This is a genomic window from Bacillus sp. FSL W8-0519 (assembly GCF_038005585.1).
Classification (GTDB): domain Bacteria; phylum Bacillota; class Bacilli; order Bacillales; family Bacillaceae_G; genus Bacillus_A; species Bacillus_A paranthracis.
The window spans coordinates 3,906,403-3,930,668 of record NZ_JBBOTL010000001.1 but is presented as its reverse complement, the minus strand read 5'-3'; the positions used below and the strand labels follow the sequence as shown (position 1 = coordinate 3,930,668).

General features: G+C 35.7%; 28 protein-coding genes. 16 read left to right on the top strand and 12 right to left on the bottom strand.

The genetic code is table 11. The features are described from left to right. Positions 1-16 precede the first annotated feature (16 nt). Positions 17-1,336 (bottom strand): Na+/H+ antiporter family protein, encoded by a 1,320-nt coding sequence (locus NST14_RS20490; RefSeq protein WP_000994774.1) that lies wholly within the window; start codon positions 1,334-1,336, stop codon positions 17-19. 131 nt (positions 1,337-1,467) lie between these two features. Next, positions 1,468-2,466 carry an alpha/beta fold hydrolase gene (locus tag NST14_RS20485; protein ID WP_000898953.1) on the bottom strand — a complete coding sequence of 333 codons (999 nt, stop codon included), beginning with the start codon at positions 2,464-2,466 and terminating at the stop codon, positions 1,468-1,470. A 121-nt stretch (positions 2,467-2,587) separates the two neighbouring features. Between NST14_RS20485 and NST14_RS20480 the strand changes: the two genes are divergently transcribed. Then, positions 2,588-3,064: a ribbon-helix-helix domain-containing protein gene (locus NST14_RS20480; RefSeq protein ID WP_000151910.1), complete on the top strand. Its 477-nt coding sequence runs from the start codon at positions 2,588-2,590 to the stop codon at positions 3,062-3,064. Positions 3,065-3,187: 123 nt separating this feature from the next. Here the strand turns inward: NST14_RS20480 and NST14_RS20475 are convergent, their stop codons facing one another. Next, entirely contained in the window at positions 3,188-4,777 is a 1,590-nt protein-coding gene (locus NST14_RS20475; protein WP_000265584.1) for a bifunctional metallophosphatase/5'-nucleotidase, read from the bottom strand. Between the two features lie 200 nt (positions 4,778-4,977). On the opposite strand from NST14_RS20475, the gene NST14_RS20470 reads away from it, so the two are divergent. From NST14_RS20470 to NST14_RS20460, 3 genes are all read left to right on the top strand, one after another. Then, positions 4,978-5,241 carry a YqkE family protein gene (locus tag NST14_RS20470; protein ID WP_000727549.1) on the top strand — a complete coding sequence of 88 codons (264 nt, stop codon included), beginning with the start codon at positions 4,978-4,980 and terminating at the stop codon, positions 5,239-5,241. 68 nt (positions 5,242-5,309) lie between these two features. Beyond that, positions 5,310-5,831, top strand: coding sequence for a GrpB family protein (locus NST14_RS20465; protein ID WP_001227170.1), 522 nt, complete (start codon positions 5,310-5,312; stop codon positions 5,829-5,831). Positions 5,832-5,963: 132 nt separating this feature from the next. Continuing rightward, positions 5,964-6,791 (top strand): aldo/keto reductase, encoded by an 828-nt coding sequence (locus NST14_RS20460; RefSeq protein ID WP_000547999.1) that lies wholly within the window; start codon positions 5,964-5,966, stop codon positions 6,789-6,791. 29 nt (positions 6,792-6,820) lie between these two features. Here the strand turns inward: NST14_RS20460 and NST14_RS20455 are convergent, their stop codons facing one another. Both NST14_RS20455 and mciZ read right to left on the bottom strand, forming a co-directional pair. Continuing rightward, on the bottom strand, positions 6,821-7,735 hold the full coding sequence (locus tag NST14_RS20455; RefSeq protein ID WP_000747194.1) for an aldo/keto reductase: 915 nt from the start codon (positions 7,733-7,735) through the stop codon (positions 6,821-6,823). A gap of 59 nt (positions 7,736-7,794) precedes the next feature. Further along, positions 7,795-7,923, bottom strand: a complete 129-nt coding sequence (gene mciZ / locus NST14_RS20450; RefSeq protein WP_000870299.1) for a Z-ring formation inhibitor MciZ — start codon at positions 7,921-7,923, stop codon at positions 7,795-7,797. Positions 7,924-7,997: 74 nt separating this feature from the next. Between mciZ and NST14_RS20445 the strand changes: the two genes are divergently transcribed. Then, positions 7,998-8,537, top strand: coding sequence for an NUDIX hydrolase (locus tag NST14_RS20445; protein WP_000067038.1), 540 nt, complete (start codon positions 7,998-8,000; stop codon positions 8,535-8,537). A 23-nt stretch (positions 8,538-8,560) separates the two neighbouring features. Here NST14_RS20445 and NST14_RS20440 read toward each other — a convergent pair whose 3' ends face one another. Continuing rightward, positions 8,561-9,112 (bottom strand): GNAT family N-acetyltransferase, encoded by a 552-nt coding sequence (locus NST14_RS20440; RefSeq protein ID WP_000803491.1) that lies wholly within the window; start codon positions 9,110-9,112, stop codon positions 8,561-8,563. 155 nt (positions 9,113-9,267) lie between these two features. Here NST14_RS20440 and spoIIM point away from each other — a divergent pair, with 155 nt between their 5' ends. From spoIIM to corA, 9 genes are all read left to right on the top strand, one after another. Continuing rightward, positions 9,268-9,885, top strand: a complete 618-nt coding sequence (spoIIM, locus tag NST14_RS20435; RefSeq protein ID WP_223290733.1) for a stage II sporulation protein M — start codon at positions 9,268-9,270, stop codon at positions 9,883-9,885. Between the two features lie 106 nt (positions 9,886-9,991). Beyond that, entirely contained in the window at positions 9,992-10,447 is a 456-nt protein-coding gene (fur, locus tag NST14_RS20430; RefSeq protein WP_000392655.1) for a ferric iron uptake transcriptional regulator, read from the top strand. Between the two features lie 103 nt (positions 10,448-10,550). Next, the gene (locus NST14_RS20425) at positions 10,551-10,781 is read left to right on the top strand and encodes a YqzK family protein (protein ID WP_001250432.1); all 231 of its coding nucleotides are present in this window, start codon (positions 10,551-10,553) and stop codon (positions 10,779-10,781) included. A 6-nt stretch (positions 10,782-10,787) separates the two neighbouring features. Continuing rightward, on the top strand, positions 10,788-11,678 hold the full coding sequence (xerD, locus tag NST14_RS20420; RefSeq protein WP_000390084.1) for a site-specific tyrosine recombinase XerD: 891 nt from the start codon (positions 10,788-10,790) through the stop codon (positions 11,676-11,678). Between the two features lie 143 nt (positions 11,679-11,821). After that, the gene (locus NST14_RS20415; RefSeq protein WP_061535567.1) at positions 11,822-12,565 is read left to right on the top strand and encodes a FixH family protein; all 744 of its coding nucleotides are present in this window, start codon (positions 11,822-11,824) and stop codon (positions 12,563-12,565) included. A 424-nt stretch (positions 12,566-12,989) separates the two neighbouring features. Beyond that, positions 12,990-14,174 (top strand): phosphopentomutase, encoded by a 1,185-nt coding sequence (deoB, locus tag NST14_RS20410; protein WP_001046082.1) that lies wholly within the window; start codon positions 12,990-12,992, stop codon positions 14,172-14,174. A gap of 12 nt (positions 14,175-14,186) precedes the next feature. Beyond that, entirely contained in the window at positions 14,187-15,008 is an 822-nt protein-coding gene (locus NST14_RS20405; protein WP_001078446.1) for a purine-nucleoside phosphorylase, read from the top strand. 7 nt (positions 15,009-15,015) lie between these two features. After that, on the top strand, positions 15,016-16,320 hold the full coding sequence (locus NST14_RS20400; protein ID WP_001243079.1) for a pyrimidine-nucleoside phosphorylase: 1,305 nt from the start codon (positions 15,016-15,018) through the stop codon (positions 16,318-16,320). Positions 16,321-16,382: 62 nt separating this feature from the next. Next, the gene (gene corA, locus NST14_RS20395; protein WP_001998197.1) at positions 16,383-17,345 is read left to right on the top strand and encodes a magnesium/cobalt transporter CorA; all 963 of its coding nucleotides are present in this window, start codon (positions 16,383-16,385) and stop codon (positions 17,343-17,345) included. Between the two features lie 34 nt (positions 17,346-17,379). On the opposite strand, the gene NST14_RS20390 is transcribed toward corA, so the two are convergent. Together NST14_RS20390 and NST14_RS20385 are read right to left on the bottom strand one after the other, a co-directional pair. Next, positions 17,380-18,669, bottom strand: coding sequence for an NCS2 family permease (locus NST14_RS20390; RefSeq protein ID WP_000676253.1), 1,290 nt, complete (start codon positions 18,667-18,669; stop codon positions 17,380-17,382). Between the two features lie 134 nt (positions 18,670-18,803). Further along, complete coding sequence (locus NST14_RS20385) at positions 18,804-19,475, bottom strand: SIMPL domain-containing protein (RefSeq protein ID WP_001161441.1); 672 nt, start codon at positions 19,473-19,475, stop codon at positions 18,804-18,806. A gap of 158 nt (positions 19,476-19,633) precedes the next feature. Between NST14_RS20385 and NST14_RS20380 the strand changes: the two genes are divergently transcribed. Together NST14_RS20380 and NST14_RS20375 are read left to right on the top strand one after the other, a co-directional pair. Further along, positions 19,634-20,053, top strand: coding sequence for a MarR family winged helix-turn-helix transcriptional regulator (locus tag NST14_RS20380; protein WP_001003315.1), 420 nt, complete (start codon positions 19,634-19,636; stop codon positions 20,051-20,053). Positions 20,054-20,155: 102 nt separating this feature from the next. Next, the gene (locus NST14_RS20375) at positions 20,156-20,701 is read left to right on the top strand and encodes a hypothetical protein (protein WP_000820920.1); all 546 of its coding nucleotides are present in this window, start codon (positions 20,156-20,158) and stop codon (positions 20,699-20,701) included. 24 nt (positions 20,702-20,725) lie between these two features. Here the strand turns inward: NST14_RS20375 and NST14_RS20370 are convergent, their stop codons facing one another. From NST14_RS20370 to NST14_RS20355, 4 genes are read right to left on the bottom strand one after another with little or no spacing between them, the layout of a single operon-like run. Then, positions 20,726-21,790: an ABC transporter permease subunit gene (locus NST14_RS20370; protein ID WP_000486524.1), complete on the bottom strand. Its 1,065-nt coding sequence runs from the start codon at positions 21,788-21,790 to the stop codon at positions 20,726-20,728. A gap of 12 nt (positions 21,791-21,802) precedes the next feature. Continuing rightward, a complete protein-coding gene (locus NST14_RS20365; protein WP_000468549.1) occupies positions 21,803-22,867 on the bottom strand; it encodes an ABC transporter permease in 1,065 nt (354 codons plus the stop codon). Next, complete coding sequence (locus NST14_RS20360) at positions 22,857-23,738, bottom strand: ABC transporter ATP-binding protein (protein ID WP_000922152.1); 882 nt, start codon at positions 23,736-23,738, stop codon at positions 22,857-22,859. The genes NST14_RS20365 and NST14_RS20360 overlap by 11 nt, the downstream gene beginning before the upstream one ends. Then, a complete protein-coding gene (locus tag NST14_RS20355) occupies positions 23,704-24,123 on the bottom strand; it encodes a GntR family transcriptional regulator (RefSeq protein WP_000548033.1) in 420 nt (139 codons plus the stop codon). Before NST14_RS20355 ends, NST14_RS20360 begins: the two co-directional genes overlap by 35 nt. Positions 24,124-24,266: the final 143 nt, after the last annotated feature.

Below are 24,266 nucleotides of genomic sequence, written 5' to 3'. Positions count from 1 at the left end.
GTATAAAACGCACCTTTTATAATGTAATTGCGGCAATAAAGCCGAATATAAGTAACGGTATATTGTAATGTAAAAAAGTTGGTACACACGTATCCCATATATGATGGTGTTGACCATCAGCATTTAAACCGGATGTTGGTCCAAGTGTACTATCTGATGCTGGAGATCCTGCGTCTCCTAGCGCTCCGGCTGTACCGATAATTGCAATGGTGGCCATTGGACTAAATCCAAGCTGAATACAAAGAGGTACAAAAATTGTTGTTAAAATAGGGATGGTTGAAAAAGATGATCCAATCCCCATCGTAACGAGCAGTCCAATTACAAGCATAAGAAATGCAGCGAGTGGTTTGTTATTCCCAATTATATGTGCACTCGTTTGTACAAGAGATTCAACATGTCCTGTTTTTCGAAGAACAGCTCCGAACCCAGCGGCAGAAATCATAACAAATCCGATAAAGGACATCATACGCATTCCGCTTGTTAAAATTGCATCAGCTTCTTTAAGAGGTAGACTACCACTAACTGATAAAACGATAATCCCCGCTAGAGCGCCGAAAATCATTGATTCTGTTGCTAATTGAACAGTTAATGTAGCTAAGATAGATACTAGCCCGAAAGTAATGCTTCGTTTTGTATAGGGAACGATTTCATTTTCAGTAGTATGAATTTGTTCTGTTTCATACGTACGAGGTTTTCGGTACGTAATAAATACTGCCACACATAATCCGATAATCATACCGATTGCTGGAATGGTCATTGCTTTTGGAATAAGTGCGACATCAAATGTAAGACCGCTTTGCGCAGCATTTGTTTGTAATACATCATGATAAATTTTTCCGAATCCTGCTGGAATCCACATATAAGGAGTAATCAATCCGAATGTAATAATACATGTAACAAGTCTGCGATCCACTTTCAGCTCATTTAATACTTTTAAAAGTGCTGGAATTAAGATGGGGATGAAAGCGATGTGAACAGGAATCACATTTTGTGAGAAACAAGCCATCGTTAAAATGATAAATAGAATAAGTATTTTAGAGTAAACTTGTTTTTTCGTGTCTTGTTCATTGCCAATCCACTTTAATGCAGTTTGAATCATAGCATCTGGAAGTCCGGTTTTGGAAAGAGAAATAGCGAAACCACCAAGCATTGCATAACTTAAAGCGATTGGAGCACTGTTTCCAAGACCAGTTGTAAAAGTGTTAATCGTTTCTGAAATACCGAGTCCACCGATAAGTCCGCCTGTTAAAGCTCCAACAATGATGGCGACAATGACCTGGACACGTAACAAACTAAGCAATAGCATAACTGCTACTGCAATGAGTACAGCATTCATAATAAATGTAATCTCCCCAAAATTTTATTGTGTTAAGGCAAGGAAATATGAATCACCTTGCTAGATTTATACATAGTTGCGACATATTATTATAAATTGTTTCTTATGAAATGTAAAAGAGCCTTTTGTTACTAATGGTGAAAAGCTAGCTCTTGTTTAATGGATTGTAAAGAACGAGCGAATAATTCTGGCTCTTCTAAATCGGGAGAATGTGCTGAATTTGGGAACCAAATCATCTTTTTTATCGGTGCTTCTATTACATCACAATATTCCTGAACGAGTGCATAAGGAGTTTGATAATCATAGCGACCAGAACAAAAATAAACTGGAATAGATAAACTCGTAATAGAAGAAAAGAAATCGATTGTCAACATTTCTTCCCATAAAACGCCAGATTTTAAATTTCCTGCGAGAAACTTGAACCAATCTAATAGTGTATATTCGGGAGAAAAGAAGCCTTTTCGTATGAAAGAAAAGGAAGATCCGTTTTGGATTGCACCTCCGAATGTGCCAAGCCATTTTCTTTGAATAATAAGGCGTCTCGTATCTAAAAATGGCGGTTTTCCTAATTTTAAAAGGGACGCTAATGCTTTTTTATGATTATATTTTTTTGCAGAACGAATTAAATGCTGATATAGTAATTCCTCGTTTTGTTTCATATGTACAATTTGCCCAATACCGATATAAGCCTCGATATATTGTGGATAATAGTGTGCTATGTTAAGCCCGATAATACTTCCCCAAGAATGACCAGCGAGAAATAGTTTCTGTTTATTGAACTTTTTAAGTACATATTGAATCACTTCTTTTGCATCGGAAATGAATTGTTCGATTGTAAAATTTGCTCCGAAATCTTTCATTGAAAAGGATTTACCTGCCCCGCGCTGATCCCAATTAATTACGATGAAGTGTTTCTCCAATTCTTTTTGAAAATGACGAATAAATCCGATTTGTGCCATGCCTGGTCCACCGTGACAGCATAATAAAATAGGCTGCTCTACGTTTTGCCCGCGCATAAGGAGAGTTTGTTTTCGGTTGTTAATCATAACGCTTTCCATCGTAGCGATACTATTGGGAATGAGTTTTTTATTTTCATTATAGAACTGCGGGGTATTGCTACGAAAAAGCATATTGAAAACCTCCTTTTCTAAAATCGTATGAATCGCACAGGCTATTCGTTTTGCATATACTGTTAGAAAATCATTGTAACATACCATACTAGTGTCATTTCAATATGGGAGGAGGGAAATTGTGACGATTGGAGAAATTATCGATTGTTTAAATAGGCGTGAATCCATCGCTATTATAGCAAAACGTCTTGAAATAAGCCCGTATACATTATCGAAGAAATTAAGATTGATTGGATACGAATATGATGGAGAACAGAAAAAGCGTATTTTTGTAGGAGATGGAGAAGAACCGCGTCACTTACAACTCCAAGAAGCGACAGCCCTTCAATATGCGAAAACGGATTATCAACTATTAATTTATGAACAATTACAAAGTATTTATGAGTTATTAAGAAAGAAAGAAGAAGTAATTGCCCCCATGATGAATATAAGTACAGAAAAAAAGAAACGTACCTTTTCTATTAATAAAGAAATATTAGCAAAACTAGACGTTATATCAGAATCGAAAGGAATTCAAAAATCTAAACTTGTAGAAGAGGCGTTACAACAATTTTTACAACAATATGATTTTAACAACACATCACATATTGATAAATAAAGAAAAGGATACTATGTTCATTGTAAGAACGAGTATCCTTTTTAGGTTTCACATATATGACGGATAAAAGGTTTATGTGTATCTTTTACGATGAAAAATTAAGATTGTTTATTATGAGTGTACTTAATTTGTTTTTTGAATTCTACCATCGATAATTGGCTGAATAGGTTCTTTTAATTGTTTTACGTAATCGACTAGCGCTTCAAAGTCGTTTGGACCAGTCTCTGGATTTTTACCATTTTTAAATGATACAAATCCATCACCGCCAGAAGCTAAAAAGGCATTTGCCACTACGCTATACGTTTTAGATGGAGATAATTCTTCACCGTTTGTTAAACGTATATTTGTAACTTTTTCACCGTTTGGTTTATTTGCATCCCACGTATATTGAATACCTGAAATTTGAAGCATTCTCGTCGTTCCTTTTTGCCATTGTTGATTTAAAATGTCGCGAATATCTTGACCTGTTAAATCTACTTTAATTAATTGGTTTCCAAAAGGCTGAATGCCGTATAATTCGCCCCATGTAATATCGCCAGCATCTAAGTCATTACGAATGCCGCCCGGATTCATAAGTGCGATTTGAGTTTGCATCGTTTGGCGCTGGGCATCGGCAACTAAATTTCCAAGAGTGGACTCACCAGCATCATTTTGTTTACGGTCGATAGGTGCTGTAGATTTTCCGACAACTTCATTTACAAGCGGTGCAATTTTTTCTTTATATTGATCTAGTTTTTTCTTTACTTGTTTATCAGGTTCTACACCTTCATGGTATGTTGTAACAACTTCAGCTTTTTTCTTTACAATATCTTTTGTTTTACGATCAATTGTTACATCTACATCTGAGAAAGCCATTCCGTAAGAGTTCGCTTGGACGATTAGTTTATTATTTACAGTACCATTTACATACGTGTGACTATGCCCACCAAAAATAACATCAACTTCCGGATCTGTTTCATTTGCAATTCGAGTAAGGTCTCCATTTGTCACACCAGACTCATCTGTTGTTCCACCGACATGAGCAAGGACGACAATGGATTTAACGCCAAGACGCTTTAATTGCTGCGTTGATTTATTAATTGCTTCTACTTCGTCAGTGATTTCTACATTTTTAAGCATAGTAGGCATCACGACATTTGGTGTATCAGTTGTAACTACGCCAATGAATCCTACAGGCACACCATTTACCATTTTTACAGTAAATGGCGGTAAAAATAAGCGGCCAGTGGATTTATTATAGAAGTTTGCAGCGACATAAGGGAAATTTGCACCTTTGAAATTCCCTGTTTTTTCGTGATAGCCACCGTAAATGAGACGTTTCATTTCATCAATACCTTCATCAAATTCGTGGTTTCCGATTGTACCAACATCAAATTTTAAGTCATTTAAAAATTCAATCGTTGGTTCGTCTTGTAACAATGCTGAAACTGGTGGACTAGCTCCGACAATATCGCCAGCGTGTACGAGAAGTGTATTCGGGTTTTGCTTTTTACGTTCTTTTAAATAAGTAGCTAAGTAATCAGCGCCACCAGCTTCTTTGTTATTAATTTTTTTAACAGTATCTAGTTGTCCATGGAAATCATTAATACCAAGCATTTGTACGTCTATGTAGCGGTTTTGTTCAGCTGGAGTCTGGGATGGGGGAGCAGCAAATACGGTTGAAAAAGTAATGGTGCTTAAAACGGCAACAGCAGGAATGATTTTTTTCCACATAATCTAATTCTCCTTTTTTATAATCTGACATCATACGACATAATTTTAATAGATTCATAGGATTATATCTATACAAAAAAATAGTTTTTTCGAAAAATTAACATATTTACAAAAAGTGAATAATAGAGTAAAGGACCTTTTTTATTGTCGAGTTCATTGTGTATCTACTATAATGGAGAAAAAAGTAAAAGGTGAGTAGTATGAAGAAAAAGAAACAAAGACAAATGCAAAGACAGGCGCAAGTGAATCAACAAAAGAAAGAGTCGCTTACATTAGGTGATCAATTAAATGATTCACTCATGCAGCAATTAAAGAATAAGAAGAAAGAGTTGCAAGTGAGAGAAGAGGAAAAAGTGGCAGCTGAACAGGAAAGAAAGCGCCAAGAACAAAAAGAACGTGAAAAGAATAAATCATTTGAAGAACTGTTAAGTGAAAGTAACCTTACTTGGAAAGACTTTAAATAATAACGAAAATGATCAGTGAATAACGCTGATCATTTTTTTGACGAGCTTGTAAGAAAAGGGGAGTTAGAATGAGAAAAATTGTAGTTGTTCCGCATGAAAATCATTGGGGTGAAAAATTTCAAATGGAGGCTGAAAGATTAAAAGCGGCGATGCCAGAAAAGGTGAAGGTCCATCATATTGGAAGTACGTCGGTGCCAGGACTGGCAGCGAAACCAATTATAGATATGATTATGGAAGTAGAGAGTATCGACAGAGTAGATAGGTGGAATGAACGTTTTGAAGAGCTTGGCTATATCGTAAAAGGGGAGAATGGTATTTCAAGACGCCGTTATTTTATTCATGGAACGGAGGAAAAACGCTCGTATCACTTACACGTGTTTGAAAAAGGAAACCCTGAGATAGTAAGGCATTTAGCATTTCGTGATTATATGATGGCTCATTGTGAAGAAGCTGAGGCATATGCAACTTTAAAGAAAGAATTAGCTGAAAAGTATACATATGATGGTGCGTTATATTCGGAAGGGAAAACTGAGTTTGTACGTAATGTTGATGAAAAAGCGAAGAAATGGATGGAAAATAATGTTAATTAATGAGTTCGCATTATTTTAGAAAGTATATAAGCTTATTATGTAAACTGTACATATGTTTTGACTTTTTGGTTGAATCTTGTTCAAATAAAGTGGTGGCTTATAAAAAAATGTAATGATGAAAGGGAGACGACTGTGCACATTCCAACAACTACACTTCACAATGGCGTAAAAATGCCGATGATTGGTTTAGGCGTTTATAAAGCGAAAGAAGGCGACGAAGTAAAACAAGCAGTAAAAACAGCGCTAGAAGTTGGATACCGTTCGATTGATACAGCAACTGTATATGAAAATGAAAGCGGTGTCGGAGAAGCAGTTCGTGAATCAGGGATTCCGAGAGAAGACATCTTTATTACAACAAAAGTTTGGAACGATGATCAAGGATACGAGGAAACACTTGAGGCGTTTGAGAAAAGCTTAAAAAAATTACAAATGGACTATGTAGATTTATATTTAATACATTGGCCAATAAGAGGGAAGTATGTTGATACGTACCGAGCATTAGAAAAACTGTATGAAGAAGGTAAAGTGCGCGCGATTGGTGTTTCTAACTTCCATAAACATCATTTAGAACTGCTATTACCAAATTGCAAAATAAAGCCGATGGTAAACCAAGTGGAACTTCATCCGATGTTAACACAATTTGAATTGCGTAATTTCTGTCAAGGTGAGCAAATTCAAATGGAAGCATGGAGTCCATTAATGAGGGGCGGAGAAGTATTTCAGCACCCGATTATTCAGGCCATTGCTACTAAATATGAAAAAACACCTGCGCAAGTTATATTAAGGTGGGATATTCAAAGCGGGATTGTGACGATTCCTAAGTCTGTTACACCATCTCGCATTCAGGAGAATTTTTCTATCTTTGACTTTTCATTAACAGAAGAAGAGATGACTCAAATTAATACGTTAAATCGTAATTTACATGTAGGAACGAATCCTGATAAATATGATACGTTATAAAAAGACGCTACCAGTATGGTAGCGTCTTTTTATCGGTGTAATGCGTACGCATCACATTTCACAATTTGCTGAAGCTGTGTATATTCTGCTGTTGTTAACTGTGTTTGTTTACTAGCTTGTACATTTTCTCGTAATTGCCCAATAGAGCTTGCACCAGGTATAACAGCTGCAACAGTTTCGTTATGTAAGCAATATTGAATAGCTGTTCCAGTTAAGGAGTTTTCTCCAATTATTTCTTTTACATTCGCAAGCGTCGCATATAATTCATCGTAAGAATAAGAAAGGTAATCTTTTTCTTTTACTCTTTCTATCTTTCTTGTATTGTTATCAGTTAATATTCCTTTCGCAAGTGGTCCGCGAGCAATGACGCTAATTTGATGTTCATTAAGAAGCTGGAACCATTCTTCAGGGCGACGATTCAAAAGGCTATATTCCATTAGAACACTAACGATATTTGAACGCTGTGCATATTCACGGATGACATTTGGACGTATAGAAGAAATACCGTAATGGCGAATGATACCTTCTTTTTTCAATTCTTCAAAGGCTTCAATTACTTCATCTATAGGATCTTCAATCGTCCCGCCGTGAAGTTGATAAAGATCAATATAATCAGTTTGAAGTCTACGTAAACTTTCTTTCACTTCAGCCTTTATGTAATTTTTAGAAGGATCCCAAGACCAGCCGTTTTTTTCTTCTGTCCATCGATTCCCAACCTTCGTTGTAAGGATAATTTGGTCTCGTTTTCCTTTTAAGGCTTTTCCAACAAATTCTTCGTTTAATCCATAATCATATAAATCCGCTGTATCAAAAAAATTGATTCCTACATCGATTGCTTCATCGATAATACGCAAGGCTTCTTTTTCAGATGTACCGAGAGACATACAGCCAAGTCCCATTTCTGTCACAAATAAATCTGAGTTTCCTAATTGACGTTTTTTCATAAGTCAACCTCCTTCTCCTTATTCTTATTGTACGCAAGGGAAAAGAGGTTGACAAACGTTTACTTTTTAGTTGCTGTAATCCACTCTTGTACAGTTGTATACTCTTTGCCATATTGTTTTAGCTTATGGCGAATTTGCCATGCTTTTCCGACTAAAGTGACGCGATTTGGTAAAATATAAACTTTCATTTCTATCACGCTCCTTTCAATGTGGTAAAATGTATGAGGAAAGAATAGGAAATAGAACAGGGAGATGAAGTAGTATGAGTAATCTTGCAGAGAGAACAGTAAAAACTGAGCCGATTTTTGATGGTAGAGTTATAAAAGTTCGTGTTGATGATGTAGTATTACCAAATGGAGCAATGAGTAAACGTGAAATTGTAAATCACCCTGGTGCAGTTGCTATTATTGCTATTACTGATGAGGGGAAAATTGTGCTTGTTGAGCAGTATCGTAAAGCGCTTGAAAAGGCGATTATAGAAATTCCGGCTGGCAAGTTAGAACCAGGTGAAAAACCTGAGGTGACAGCAGTTCGTGAATTAGAAGAGGAAACAGGTTATGTATGTGAAAATATGGAGCTTATTACTTCTTTCTATACATCCCCAGGATTTGCAGATGAAATTTTATATGTATATAAAGCGACAGGTTTGACGAAAAAAGAAAATAAAGCTGCGTTAGATGAAGATGAGTTTGTGGAATTAATGGAAGTATCATTAGAAGAAGCAACTACTCTTATGAAAGATCTTCGTATTCACGATGCGAAGACGATGTTTGCAGTACAATATTTACAACTACAAAAATAAACACTCGCCAAAGGCGAGTGTTTTTAATTAATTTTTGCATATACGCGTGCATCACGTAAGCTACCATCTGGTGCTATGAAATCATTTTCCATTGTACCTTCTAGAATAAATTCTAAACGTTCTGCTAAGTTACATGCATTTGTATTTGTTGCATCAATACGAATTTCAATTCTTCGAGCGCTTAGCTTATCAAAGGCAAATTGAATGGCACCTTTCACAGCTTCGGTCATATAGCCTTGTTTTGTATAAGCGCTATGTAGCCAGAAGTGAAGTGAAAACTTTGGAATATCCCAGTTTTCAGGCTTGAGCGTTATAGCTCCGATGAATGTACCAGATACTTTATCGTATAAGTGAAAATCAAGTGTTTCACGAAGTAAAAACTGTCCGTGAGCGTTACGAACGATTTCTTCAGCACTTTCTTCTGTTTCAGCGTTAATTGGCATCCACGGTACTAAGTCTTCTAGAGAAGCTTGTATTGCTTCATACACTTCTGCACCATCACCTGGAAATGGCTTACGAACCTGTAAGCGTTCAGTTTGAAATAATGTTGGAAAATCTAATAATAATGGTTTCAAGAGAAATCCCTCCTATTCTCTACTTTTTAGTTTAGCAAAGTAGAGCGGAATTTCAATGTTAATTCGTCATACTTTTTTCTTTCTTTCATACATTTTTAGTAAGAGTGTGAACGGAGGGAAGAAAAATGTGGAGAAAAACTTGGCAAGACCGTGTAATGTCTCACATACAGGAAAACTCTTCATTATATATATTTAACGCTGTTTTGTTATTGATGGGAGTAATATTTGGAGCAATTCTTGTAAATAGTTTACAATTAAATCAAAAACAAGATTTATCATTTTATTTGCAACGTTTTTTTGGACAAGTTTCTAAAGGAGAATTTGCTATTGCAGGCGAAATGTTTCGAGAAAGTTACTTTTCACAATTAAAATACATTGGATTTATTTGGATTTTAGGGATTTCAATTATTGGATTGCCACTCATTTTTATTTTATTATTTGCAAAAGGAGTAGTTGTCGGATTTACAGTAGGTTTCTTAGTAAGTCAGCATGGATGGAATGGATTATTATTAGCATTCGTTTCTGTATTGCCACAAAATCTCATTATCATCCCAGTATTTCTCGTTATGACAACAATTGCCGCAAGTTTTTCCTTACGCATGATTAGGCATCAATTTATCCGAAAAATAACTGAGCCGCTATTACCATTATTGATCCGTTATACATGCTTCTTTCTTGTAATTGGAGCGGTGTTAGCTCTTGCTTCTAGTGTAGAGGCTTATGCATCACCAGTTTTAATGAAAGAAGTCGTTGAGGCTATTAATAAACAATAAATACTTTATGAGAATAATTATCAATTTGTTTTTATTGTTTTTCTTTTGACAGAAGCCCTTCTTCTGATATAATGGTGTAAGAGTGGCGAGGAGGGAGTAGTACCGAATGGAAGAAAGAATTGAACGAATTAAGAAGCAATTACATGCAGCGAGCTACAAATTAACACCGCAACGTGAAGCAACAGTTCGTGTGCTGCTAGAAAATGAAGAAGATCATTTAAGCGCAGAAGATGTTTACCTCCTTGTAAAAGAAAAGTCGCCAGAGATCGGATTAGCAACCGTCTATCGAACTTTAGAACTATTATCTGAGTTAAAAGTTGTCGATAAGATTAACTTCGGAGACGGTGTTTCACGCTATGACTTACGCCAAGAAGGTGCGCAGCGTTTCCACCATCATTTGATTTGTACACAATGTGGTGCTGTACAAGAAATACAAGAAGATTTACTTGGTGAAGTGGAAAGGAAAGTAGAACATGACTGGAGCTTTAAGGTGAAGGATCATCGTTTAACATTCCATGGGATTTGTAAAAATTGTCAAGAAAATGAAACGGATGAAAAATAACCTTTTCCTATTTAACTAGGAAGAGGTTTTTTATTTGAATAAGGTATAAATTGGTGAAAGCTTGGCATATGTTGTAATAACTTATATTTTGGAGGAATTTACAATGCGCCGAGCTTTAAAATTAACTTTTGATGGGATAAAAGTATTTTTATTATTTACAAGTTGTACGATTTTGTTTTATTTCGCTATACTATGGATAAATGAAGAATATGAAAGCTATCATCGTTATGAAAAGCCAAAAGAAGAGACTGTAGAAAAAGTATCAGGGAATGAAGAGCCGGCAAAGGATGCTTTCGTAAATAGAATGATGTTTTTCTATGAAAATGGGGAGTAGTGTAGATTGGAAGATCAATTAAAAGATTTTATTCATTATATGGTTGTTGAAAAAGGACTAGCGAAAAATACAGTAGTATCTTATGAACGTGATTTAAAAAGTTATGTAAAGTATTTGCAAAATGTAGAACAAGCGAAAAGCTTTCACGAAGTGACACGATTGCACATTGTTAACTTTCTGCAGCACTTAAAAGAAAACGGAAAATCTTCGAAAACATTAGCACGTCATATTGCATCGATTCGTTCGTTTCACCAATTTTTACTTCGTGAACGAGCGGTAGAGCACGATCCATCCGTACATATTGAAACGCCGCAAGGAGAACGGAAATTACCGAAAGTATTGTCAGTTGATGAAGTAGAGGCGTTACTGCAGACACCAAAAATGACGAGCGCTTTTGGGGTTCGTGATAAAGCGATGCTAGAGTTATTATATGCAACAGGACTTCGTGTTTCAGAATTAATTGCATTAAATTTAGAAGATGTACATTTAACGATGGGATTTGTTCGATGCATAGGGAAAGGGAATAAAGAAAGAATTATTCCACTAGGAAGTTTAGCGACGGAAGCGATTCAAAAGTATATTGAAAAGGGAAGAAGAGAATTGATGGGGAAAAAAGTAGTAGATGCACTCTTTTTAAACCATCATGGCAATCGATTATCAAGACAAGGATTTTGGAAAATTTTAAAACGATTAGCGAAAGAAGCAAATATTGAAAAAGAGCTTACACCTCATACATTGCGTCATTCTTTTGCTACGCATTTATTAGAAAATGGAGCAGACTTACGTGCTGTGCAAGAAATGCTTGGACATGCAGATATTTCAACGACACAAATTTATACGCATGTTTCAAAAACTAGATTAAAAGATGTATATAAACAGTTTCATCCGAGAGCATAGGTACTATGCTCTTTTTTCATAGATTCAAAAGGCTATAGCACTTCACAGAAACTTCACAAACATTTCGTACATTGTTTTCAGCAGAAGACTAGAATATTACAATGTATTTCCTCTATACTAAATAAAGTATGAAGGAGGAAATGATGATGAAAAAACTTATTATGACTTTATTTATCGCGATGCTAGCATTGGCTGGCTGTAATACAAACAAAGAAGAACCGAAAAAAGAACAGAAACTAGAAGCTGTAAAAGTAGCAGTTCAAACAAATCCGAAAGAAATTAAACCTGGTGAAAAAACAGAAGTACAAGCACTTGTTACACAAGGAAGAGAAAAGGTAACAGATGCTGATGATGTAAAGTTTGAAATTTGGAAAGCTGGCGACGAAAAGCACGAGATGCTAGAAGGTAAGCATAAAGGAAAAGGTGTTTATGCTGTAGAGAAAACGTTCGAGACGGATGGCGTATACCATATTATTGCTCACACAAATGCGCGTGAAATGCATGTTATGCCAGAAGTAAAAGTGGCTGTAGGAAATGCGAAAGTAGAAGATGCGAAAAAAGAAAATAGTGATCATGGTGCAGGACATGGTGATCATAAAAGCGATACAATGATTCACCTTATGGCTGGTGACATAAAAGCAAATGCTGAATCAACAATGAAAGTTCATTTAAAACAAAAAGAAGAAGCTTTAACTGGTGCTGAAGTACAACTTGAGATTTGGAAAGATGGTGTGGAAAAACACGAATTCATTCCAGCAAAAGAAGGAAATAAAGGGGAGTATGAAACGAAACATACTTTCAAAGAAAAGGGTTCTTACAAAGTGAAAGTTCATGTTAAAAAAGGCGAATTGCATGAACATAAAGAAGAAACAGTAGAAGTAAAATAAAAAGGTAGCTCTTTAGAGCTGCTTTTTTTATTTTTATTCTGAAAATGATTAGTGGGAAAGAACAAAACCGCCACTGATTAAAATTTCACTTTATATGAAGAAATAAATCATAAAATGATTAGCACTTCTGTGCATAATGGATTACAATAGAAGTGTGAAGAAAATGAGAAATTCTACGAAAATGTATTAAAAAGAAAGCGTAAACATGTTATGATATCAGTATCAGATGTCTGACATCTGACTTAGAAAAAACTAGAAATGTTTTTGAGTCGTTTCAAGGTAAACGAAATAGGTTAGAGAATGATTTAAAGAAGTACTGTTTGATAATGAGAACGAAAGATAATTCTTATGGAGAACAGTTTCACTTTATAGCGTTTTGAACATACTACAAGAAGTAGAACTGAACTTATAGGAGGTCGCAGTTATGAATAAATATAAACGTATATTCCTAGTCGTAATGGACTCTGTTGGAATCGGTGAAGCACCAGATGCTGAACAATTTGGTGATTTAGGATCTGACACAATTGGTCACATTGCTGAACATATGAATGGGTTACAAATGCCTAACATGGTGAAATTAGGTCTTGGTAACATTCGTGAAATGAAAGGCATCTCTAAAGTAGAAAAACCACTTGGATATTATACAAAAATGCAAGAAAAATCTACTGGTAAAGATACAATGACAGGCCACTGGGAAATCATGGGTCTTTACATTGATACACCATTCCAAGTGTTCCCAGAAGGATTCCCAAAAGAATTACTTGATGAATTAGAAGAAAAAACAGGCCGTAAAATCATCGGTAATAAACCAGCTTCTGGAACTGAAATTCTTGATGAACTTGGTCAAGAACAAATGGAAACAGGCTCTTTAATTGTTTACACTTCTGCTGATAGTGTACTACAAATCGCAGCACACGAAGAAGTAGTGCCGCTTGATGAGTTATATAAAATTTGTAAAATTGCACGTGAATTAACGTTAGATGAGAAGTACATGGTAGGCCGTGTTATTGCTCGTCCATTCGTTGGTGAGCCTGGAAACTTTACACGTACACCGAACCGTCATGACTATGCATTAAAACCATTCGGCCGTACAGTAATGAATGAATTAAAAGATAGTGATTATGATGTGATTGCTATCGGTAAAATCTCTGACATCTATGATGGTGAAGGGGTAACTGAATCACTTCGTACGAAGTCTAACATGGATGGAATGGATAAGCTTGTAGATACATTAAATATGGACTTTACAGGTCTTAGCTTCTTAAACTTAGTTGACTTTGATGCATTATTCGGTCACCGTCGTGATCCACAAGGATACGGAGAAGCTCTGCAAGAATATGATGCACGTCTTCCAGAAGTATTCGAAAAACTAAAAGAAGATGATCTATTATTAATTACAGCAGACCACGGTAATGACCCAGTGCATCATGGTACTGATCATACACGTGAATATGTACCGTTATTAGCATATAGCCCAAGCATGAAAGAAGGCGGAAAAGAGTTACCACTTCGTCAAACATTTGCTGATATTGGTGCAACTGTAGCAGAAAACTTCGGTGTGAAAATGCCAGAATACGGAACAAGCTTCTTAAACGAGCTAAAGAAATAGGGGGATAAACAAATGAATCGTGAACTTATTACAAAATCAGCTTCATATTTAAAAGAGAAATTTCAAGAGACACCACAAGTAGGACTAATCCTTGGATCTGGACTAGGTGTATTAGCGGATGAAATCGAGAATGCAGTAACAGTACCTTACAGTGAAATCCCTGAATTCCCAGTTTCCACTGTAGAAGGCCATGCAGGTCAACTAGTATTCGGTACACTTCAAGGTGTAACAGTAGTAGCAATGCAAGGACGTTTCCACTTCTATGAAGGATATGATATGCAAAAAGTAACATTCCCAGTTCGTGTTATGAAAGAACTAGGAGTAGAAACAGTTGTTGTAACAAATGCAGCTGGTGGTGTAAATACATCATTCGAACCAGGTGATCTTATGTTAATTTCAGATCACATTAACTTCATGGGTACAAATCCATTAATCGGACCAAATGATTCTGAAATGGGTGTACGTTTCCCTGATATGTCTACATCATATACAGTAGAGCTTCGCGAAATGGCGAAACAAGTTGCAGCAGACTTAAATATTAAAGTACAAGAAGGTGTATACGTTGGAATGACAGGTCCTGTATATGAAACACCTGCTGAAATTCGTATGCTTCGCACACTTGGTGGAGATGCAGTTGGTATGTCAACAGTACCTGAAGTAATTGTAGCGCGTCACGCTGGTATGAAAGTACTTGGTATTTCTTGTATTTCAAATATGGCAGCTGGTATTTTAGATCAGCCACTTCACCACGATGAAGTAATCGAAACGACAGAACGTGTTAAAGCTAACTTCTTAGCATTAGTAAAAGCAATCGTAAAACAAATGAAGGGGTGACCTCACAATGAGAATGGTGGACCTAATTGCAAAAAAACGTGACGGACATGCATTAACGACAGAAGAAATTAACTTTATTGTTGAAGGATATACAAATGGTGATATTCCTGATTATCAAGTAAGTTCACTTGCAATGGCAATTTTCTTCCAAGATATGAACGATCAAGAACGTGCAGATTTAACGATGGCAATGGTAAATAGCGGTGATACAATCGACTTATCAGCTATTGAAGGAGTAAAAGTAGATAAGCACTCGACAGGTGGCGTTGGTGATACAACAACACTTGTATTAGGTCCATTAGTAGCCGCTTTAGGTGTACCGGTTGCAAAAATGTCTGGACGTGGTCTAGGACATACTGGTGGTACAATTGATAAATTAGAAGCAGTTCCGGGATTCCATGTTGAAATCGAAAATGATGAATTCATGCGTCTTGTAAATGAAAATAAAATCGCAGTTATTGGTCAAAGTGGAAACTTAACACCTGCGGATAAAAAATTGTATGCACTTCGTGATGTAACGGCAACAGTAAACTCAATTCCGCTTATTGCAAGCTCAATTATGAGTAAAAAAATTGCTGCTGGTGCAGATGCAATTGTTCTTGATGTAAAAACTGGAGCAGGTGCATTTATGAAAACAGATGAAGATGCAAAACGTTTAGCAGAAGCAATGGTGCGCATTGGTAATAACGTTGGTCGTAATACGATGGCTGTTATTTCTGATATGAGTCAACCACTTGGTGAGGCTATTGGTAACGCACTTGAAGTACAAGAAGCAATTGATACATTACAAGGTAAAGGACCGAAAGATTTAGAAGAGTTATGTTTAACGCTTGGAAGTCAAATGGTATACCTTGCTGGACAAGCTTCATCTCTAGAAGATGCACGTGAGAAATTAATCGAAGTAATGAACAACGGTAAGGCGCTAGAATCATTTAAAACGTTCTTATCAGCGCAAGGCGGCGATGCATCTGTTGTTGATGATCCTTCTAAATTACCACAAGCACAATTTAAAATTGAAGTGGAAGCGAAGGAAGACGGTTATGTATCAGAAATCGTTGCAGATGAAATCGGAACAGCAGCAATGCTTTTAGGAGCAGGACGTGCGACGAAGGAATCTGAAATTGATTTAGCAGTTGGCTTAATGCTTCGTAAAAAAGTAGGGGACAGCGTGAAAAAAGGTGAATCCCTTGTTACCATTTACGCAAACCGTGAAAATGTAGAAGACGTAAAAGCAAAAATTTATGAGAACATGAAGATCTCTAAAGAGCATGTAGATGCACCAACATTAGTGCACGGCATCGTTACTGAATAATAAAGAAGGGCCAGGGAGTGTTTCTCCTTGGCTTTTTTTACTATTTTTTGTTTATAATAATAATGGGTGAAAATATGATTAGAATTTGTGCAATAACAAAAACAGATGAAGTATTATATGATGTTTCGCTAGAGGAAACAAAGAAAGACCATATTGTATGGTATTGGCTAGATTTATATAAGCCAACGAAAGAAGAGTATACATACATTTTGCAAGATCATTTTAAGTTCCATCCCCTTGCAATTGAAGACTGCATAGAATATGTACAGAGGCCAAAAGTTGATTTTTATGATGGATATAACTTTTTAGTTCTTCATGCATTTGGTGAGGATGGATTAGAACCTCACGAGATTGATTTATTTATTAGTGATCGTTATATTGTTTCTTTCCACTTTTCTCATAACAATGCAATTGAAAGAGTATGGAAAACGCTTGGAGAAAAGAAGCGTATTAAAAATAGTCCCCTGCACGTAGCGCATACAATTATCGATCAAATTGTAGATGACTATTTTGCGCCTGTATATTACATTGAGGATCATTTAAATGCAATTGATGATAATTTAACGGGTGAAACGGCAGGAAGTGTACTAGAAGAAGTATTTGATATACGTGCAGATTTATCGAAGTTAAGACGTACAATTATTCCGATGCGTGATTTATTGTATCGTATTTTAAATTCGACTCGTTTTTACGGTATAAGTGATCATGAAATTTATTTTAAAGATATACATGATCATTTGCTTAAATTGACCGAAATGATTGAAGCAAGCCGGGAGTTAACAGCAGATATTCGAGATAGCTATTTTTCATTAAACTCGCATCATATGAATAACATTATGAAAACATTAACTGTATTCTCGACTATTTTCATGCCATTAACATTTATTGCGGGAGTATATGGAATGAACTTTACGCATATGCCAGAGCTCGGTGGACAATATAGTTATTTTATTTGTTTACTTATTATGGCACTAATTGGTGGCGGCATGATGGCTTGGTTTTATAAAAAAGGATGGTTTAAGTAAAAAACACCGAGGGAAAATTCCTCGGTGTTTTTACTTAACCAATAGCATGTAATACGAACATGGCTAAGAATAAGCATGTAATGATATACATAGACGGTGCGACTTCTTTACGCTTTCCAAGAGCAACTTTTAAGATAGGATAAGCAATAAATCCGAACGCAATGCCATCAGCGATACTATATGTGAGCGGGATCATGACGATAATTAAGAATGCTGGAAATCCTTCTGAAAAATCGTTCAGAGGAATTTGTTGAATGCTTGTAATCATCAGGCCGCCAATAATAATTAAGATTGGTGCAATGGCACTATCAGGAATTAGTTTGACAAACGGAAGTGCAAACAGTGATGCAAAGAATAACAACCCTGTAACGATAGACGTCAGACCTGTCTTTCCGCCTGCAGTAATACCTGCGGCACTCTCTACTGTTGATACGGTAGGGCTTGTGCCAAATAGACCACATGTCATTGCTGAAATTGCATTGGCTTGGTAAGCACGTGGGAATTTACGGTCATCTTCTAATAAACCGTGCAGAAGTCCCATGTTCTCAAAAATAAGCACCATGCTTAAGGAGAATGTTGCAATCCAAAATGGTAAGGAAGAAAGTTTGCCAAATGACATAGCCCCAAACACATCGCCGTAATTAGCGAATGAGAATGAACTATTTCCGATTTGACTTGTATCAACAAGGCCAAACAGCCATGCAATACCAGTTCCTATTGCAATCGTCCATAAAAAGTTTCCACGTACGTTACGAATAAATAATACGAGTGCAACGATAAGAGTAAGCACGGTCGCAAGAACGACAGGGCTACTTAATTTACCCATTGCAACAGCAGTATTTGGATTCGAAACGACTAAACCACCTTTTTGCAATCCGATAAATGCTAAAAATAATCCGATGCCGACAGTGATAGCTTCCTTTAGTGACTTTGGAATCGATACTGAAAGCACGCGAGCGATTGGTGTAAACGCAGCAATTGCAAAAATAATACCAGAGATGAAGACAGCTGCTAATGCTTCCTGCCAAGTTAATCCGAGCGTATGGACAGCAGTGTACGTGAAGAATGCATTTACACCCATACCAGGGACAAGAATAGCAGGTGCATTTGCCCAAAATGCCATGAGCAGACATCCGACAAATGAACTGAAAACAGTTGCTAAAATTCCAGCTTCAAGAGGAATGCCAGCATCGGATAAAATGGATGCATTTACAATCATAATATATACGATCGTAAAAAATGACGTAACTCCAGCTAAAACTTCTTGTTTTGGTGATGTTTCGTGTAAACCTAATTTAAATGTTCTTTCAAGTATTCCTTTCATGTTAAACCTTCTTTTTCATATCCCTCTCCCACCCGTGATATCTCTTTCGTAAGAGCTCACCGTCCTTTATTATATCAGAACATCATGTTTTTACAACAAGGAAAATGATAACGTTTACTTATAAATAGAATTATTTATAAATACGTAAAAATCGCCCGTATTGTAGAAATGATCTCTAATTCTCCCGATTGAATGGGAGGAGCTGCTTGTGCATGTAAAGTAGCATAGGAAGCGACTTCCCTTGGTAATTGAGCAGATTCTTCAACGAATGAGAGTGGAACGGGATTAATGTTTAAATTGTATGTACTCGCAATAGCACGAGCTTTTTCTACAGCTTGTTGCAGGGCTTGAATGAGAGCTTGCTCATAATATTTATTTGGGTGAGATATTCGAAACCGTAAACCTTTTGCTACGTTTGCTCCATTTGAAACGGCTATATCATATACTTCCCCTGCTTTTTGTACATTTAAAACGGTAATTTCATACAAATGTTCCACCCGATATCCTTGTAGTAATGCTTTATCATTTACATACTCGTATTGAGGAGTGATCGTATAAGAAATCGTTTCTATATCTTTATCAGCGATACCAAGCTGTTTAAGTGCATCCAGCAATTGTTTTGATTGTACTGCATTTTCTTCTTGCGCTTGTTTCACATTTTTACTATCAGTTCGAATGCCAAGTGTTAGTATAACGACATTTGGTTTCGCTTTGACAATACCCTCACCTTGTACAGTAATAGTCGCTTCTTTACCAGTATTAGCTGTGCGTACATTGTGTAAATAAGGATTCATTCCACCTTGCATCTTCCATCACCATCCTTTTTATATGTATATGTGTGAATAAAAAAGAAATTTGTATGAAAAAGTTACATAAATGGGAATGTTAAAGAAAGAAAGCATATACAACGAGGGTATTTATAGATTATAATATGTGTAAATATGATAAAAAAGGGACGAGGCTAGTGAACGAAAAAAGAGAAACACTGATTTTAGAGTTATCCGGATCATTTCGAAAGATGATACGTTTATTACAAAATGATATTAATACACGTTTTGCAGAACATATGCCATATAATGAATTTTCTGTATTACGCGCGTTATTTTTAAACAGTCCACAGATGGCTTCGCAAATTGCGAGTGAAGTAAACGTAACCTCCAGTCATATTACAGCTGTTACAGATCGTCTTGTACGAAAAGGATTAGTAGAAAGAAAACGTTCTAATTCAGATCGTCGTATCGTGTACTTAGAAATTACAGAACACGGAAGAGAAGTAACTGAAAAACTAGAAGCTGTACGAAAAGAATATTATAAAGAGAGATTTAAAGGTTGGAGCGACCAAGAAATAGAAATGGTGTTAGAGCTATTTGGCCGCGTATTATAATAAATGAGGATAGGGAGCGACAGCTTTCCTATCCTTTTTCTTTTGAATAAAAACATTTTGAAACTCCAATACTTTAATTAAAAAGAATCGGAGTGAAAAATAATGAAACGTATTTGTACGCTTTTCATTATGATTGGAAGTTTTTTCTGCTTTCATCAATTCGCGGATGCCGCAACACCTCTTCAAGTCGTTCAAAAAGAATTACAACATATTTCAAATAAGCAACCTGTTTTATATTCAAAACTATGGATTCGCTCTATGCAGAATGCTATTTTATTTCATCACAGTGATAACATTCGGCATGAAGATACGATAAGCAATGTAACGAAGTCTTCTCTTGTAAAAGTAAAACAACTTCCACTTCAAAAAGCATCACAGTACATCCCGAGATTATCACAATATATTTCTAAGTTTGAGGCTGAGAATGTGCAAGTGTATTATGTTGCAGCGCGTTATGAAGTAAAAAAAGAAAATCCGTATCAATTAAATGGAATGAATTATTTTATGCAAGTGTTTATTCAACAAGGTGGAGAATGGAGAATTGCTGAAAGTATAGTTGCTCCAACAGATCAAATTGTCGCAAATGGTGACGGGTTTGGAACGAAACAAGAAAAAGGGTATGGGAAAAGAAGAGAGAATGTGAAATAACCTCCTCAATAAGAGGAGGTTATTTTATTTAAAATTCCAAGAGACTTTCCATTTTAATATTTTAGGTAGGAAGAAATATGTAATGAAACTAGTCACTAAAAATCCGATGTAAAAGCTGGACAATGAGTGCGCTCGACTTAGTATTAAACCTCCAACGATCCCCCCAAAGAAAATCGCACAAGCCAAAACTACTTTTTGTAGTTTTGGATATAATAAGTAGTTACCATTTCGCTCATTGATTGAACGGGCATATAAATATATACCGAGTGGTAATAAAATAATGGTATGTACGATAGGGCCAAGCAATGTTTTTGCCGGGGGGATTTTTGTAAAGTTTGGTTCGTTATGACGTACTCCATTTTGATCAGTATAAGCGCTTTGTGGATCATAATTAAAGTAAATATTAAAATCTTCTGCTGGACTAGAAATACGTATGTTTTCCATAACATTATGTATAATACCATTGTTCTCATGAAAGTCGGCACTCGAGTGAACAGCAATGACTCCTGATATTAGAGATGGAAGTAACGCTGGGAAGATTAATATAGCTGCAGTAAGAAATCCTTGCGATATCACATTTCCAGCGATTGTTCCTATACATAAGGCAAGTGTATAAATAGCAATTAATACAATTAACATGTATATAAAGTAACGATGAAAGGGGGAGAATACTTGATATTTATTATGAAAAGTCAACTTTTTCATAATAGCAAATAGTCCCCAGTTTAGAACGACAACAGCGGCGATATTACAGATTCCAAACAACCACTTTGTTATATAAAGGTGCGAACGTTTAAAGGGCATAGACCATAACAAGTCGCTAGCGTTATTTTGTCTTTCCCATCCAATTAACGTACAAGCTAGAACGATTAGCAAACTACCTAACAGCATGATAGAATCTAGAAGTGTTAAATCAAAATTGTAATGATATATAGCTTTCCATTTTTTGTTCATATTTAGAAAATATTGCTGTTGAATAGAAGTCATATAGTATTTATATGATAAAGTACAGAAGCTGACGAGCCAAAATAACCATATAACATATTTACTTTGTTGATACGTTCTTAGCCACAGTGCTTTTTGAAACATAGGATCTCTCCTTTAAAAAACTTTATAATTTGTTAAGCGTGATAATGCAATATAAGTAATGATTCCAGCGAGAAACAAACTGATATAGTAGTTAGGTAAGAAAAAAAATTGATTGATTTTATAGCCACCTAGTAATGCAAAGTAAATGGTTGTCCCCCATATACATATTCGTAAATGCTTTTGGAAAATAAATATCTTTTGACTGTTTTCATTTGGCGATCGTGTATATAAATATGTTCCAAGTAGTAAGTAAACTATTGTATAAAAAATAGGGACTAACATCGATTTAGCTGAATAATAGTGATGAGATGCTGGATCTCTTAAAGTAGTTGAATCGTTGTCCTGCTTTCGGTATTCTGGATTATAATTATAATCAATAGAAAAACGATATATTGGTGCAACTATATTTGTTTTTTGGTTGAATTCATAAAGGTGTTGATCTAATTTATTACTTTTAGTATTGGTAGCCTCTAAATGGTTTAGCGTAAAAGTGTATATTAGCGGAATAAATGTAAGTCCCATTAGTAGCCACGGAATACAAAAAACAAGCTGTGAAACAACACTTCCAGTAAAAGTACCGATGCATAATGCAGCTGTGTATACTGCTACATAAGAAACAATCGCATAAAGAAAGTATCGATGAAATGGACTAAAAGATTGATAATCAAAATGAATCGTTGTTCTATAAATAACATACATAAGGATCCAATTGATAAGTAACGAGACTAAAATACAAAATGAACCAAAAGCCCATTTAGATAAGAAAACATCTTTTCTTTTAAACGGCATCGTCATAAGTAGTGTATTAGATTGGTTGCTACGTTCCCATCCTATCAATAAGCAGGCTAAAGCAATGATAAGAACAGTTAACCAAAAACTATTACCTTCTCCTGAAGAAAAGATATAAAAATAATAATACTGTTTACCTTTTTCTTGTAATTCGTAATATTTATCGAGTTCCATCTGAGCACTTCTATAGTATCCTAAAGATAAAAGATAAAGCGAACTAAAGAAGAATAGTAACACAGCATATTTCCCGCGCTTCCAATTCCACATCCATAACGCCTTATGAAACATACCCATCCTCCTCCAGTGTCGTAACGAAGACATCTTCAAGCGACATTGTTAATTCTTCAATGAGCAGTGGTTGTTCTTTATAAAACTTTTCCAGTGTTGTAGCTACATTTCCCTCGATTAAGATTGTATATACTTTTCCTGTTTGATTTAATATTTTAATATTGCTTAAGTTTTCTAGTTTTTGAGGTAGTGAACGTTCATAAGCTACTTGGATTTTAGCAAATCGTGATTTGGCATCGTCTAGTGATGTAATAGACGAAATAGTATGGCCTTTTAATATAATGATTGTATCTGCAATTTGTTCCACTTCATCTAAATGGTGAGTGGAGATGAAAATGGTAATCTCTTTTTCTGCAACTTCTCCAACGAGAAACTGTAAAATTTTCCTTTTCACGATAGGATCAAGTCCATTTGTCGGTTCATCTAAAATGATATATTCTGCTTTTGTAGAAACAGCTAAAATGATGGCGAGCAGTGCTTTCATTCCTTTTGAGTAACTACGAATTCTTTTGTTTGGTAAGTTAAAACGTTCTAACAGTTCATAGAAATATGCTTCATCAAATGCGGTATAAACCTCTTTGTAAAACTTTACAATTTCTTTTACCGTATATCCATTCAATATGTTAGTAGAATCCGGAACATATACGATTTTTTGCTTTATTTCAGGACACTGATGAACGTTTGTATCTTCATATGTAACAGTCCCTTCATCAGGGTCTAAAATGCCGACCATCGTTCGTAATAAAGTTGTTTTCCCCGCACCGTTTCTTCCGAGTAATCCGATGATACTCCCTCTTTGCAATGTGAAAGAAACATCATCTAAAATCGTTTGATTATCAATTGTTTTCTTCAAGCTTGTCACTTTCAGCATCCGCATTTCCTCCAATCTCTTTATAGTATGAATCTATCCAATCATGAATTTTATCTTTCGTAACACCAAGATAAGAGGCTTCTAATAGTAATTGATGAAATTGCTTTTCAACCATAGCGATTTTCCTTTCGTCTAATGTTGGGGTAATCGATTGGGATACAAATGTTCCTTTTCCTCGTAATGTTTCAATAATCCCTTGTCGCTCTAACTCTTGATACGCTTTACTCACTGTATTTGGATTTATAACGAGTAAAGAAGCGAGTTCTCGTACAGAAGGTAGTTTGTCACTTGGAGCTAACATGTTCTTTAATACGAGTTCTTTTATATTTTGAACAATTTGTTCCCATATCGGAGTGTTGCTTCTTGGATCAAGTTGAATATGCAAGAGCAATGTCTCCTTTCTAACTTGTATTAAGTGTACTATTTCGAGTAATACACTTAATACAATAAAGGTGATGAATTTGTTTGTCAACTGAAAATGTTAGAAAAATATGGTATTAAAAAACAGCGAATTGGAAAAAATAGGTT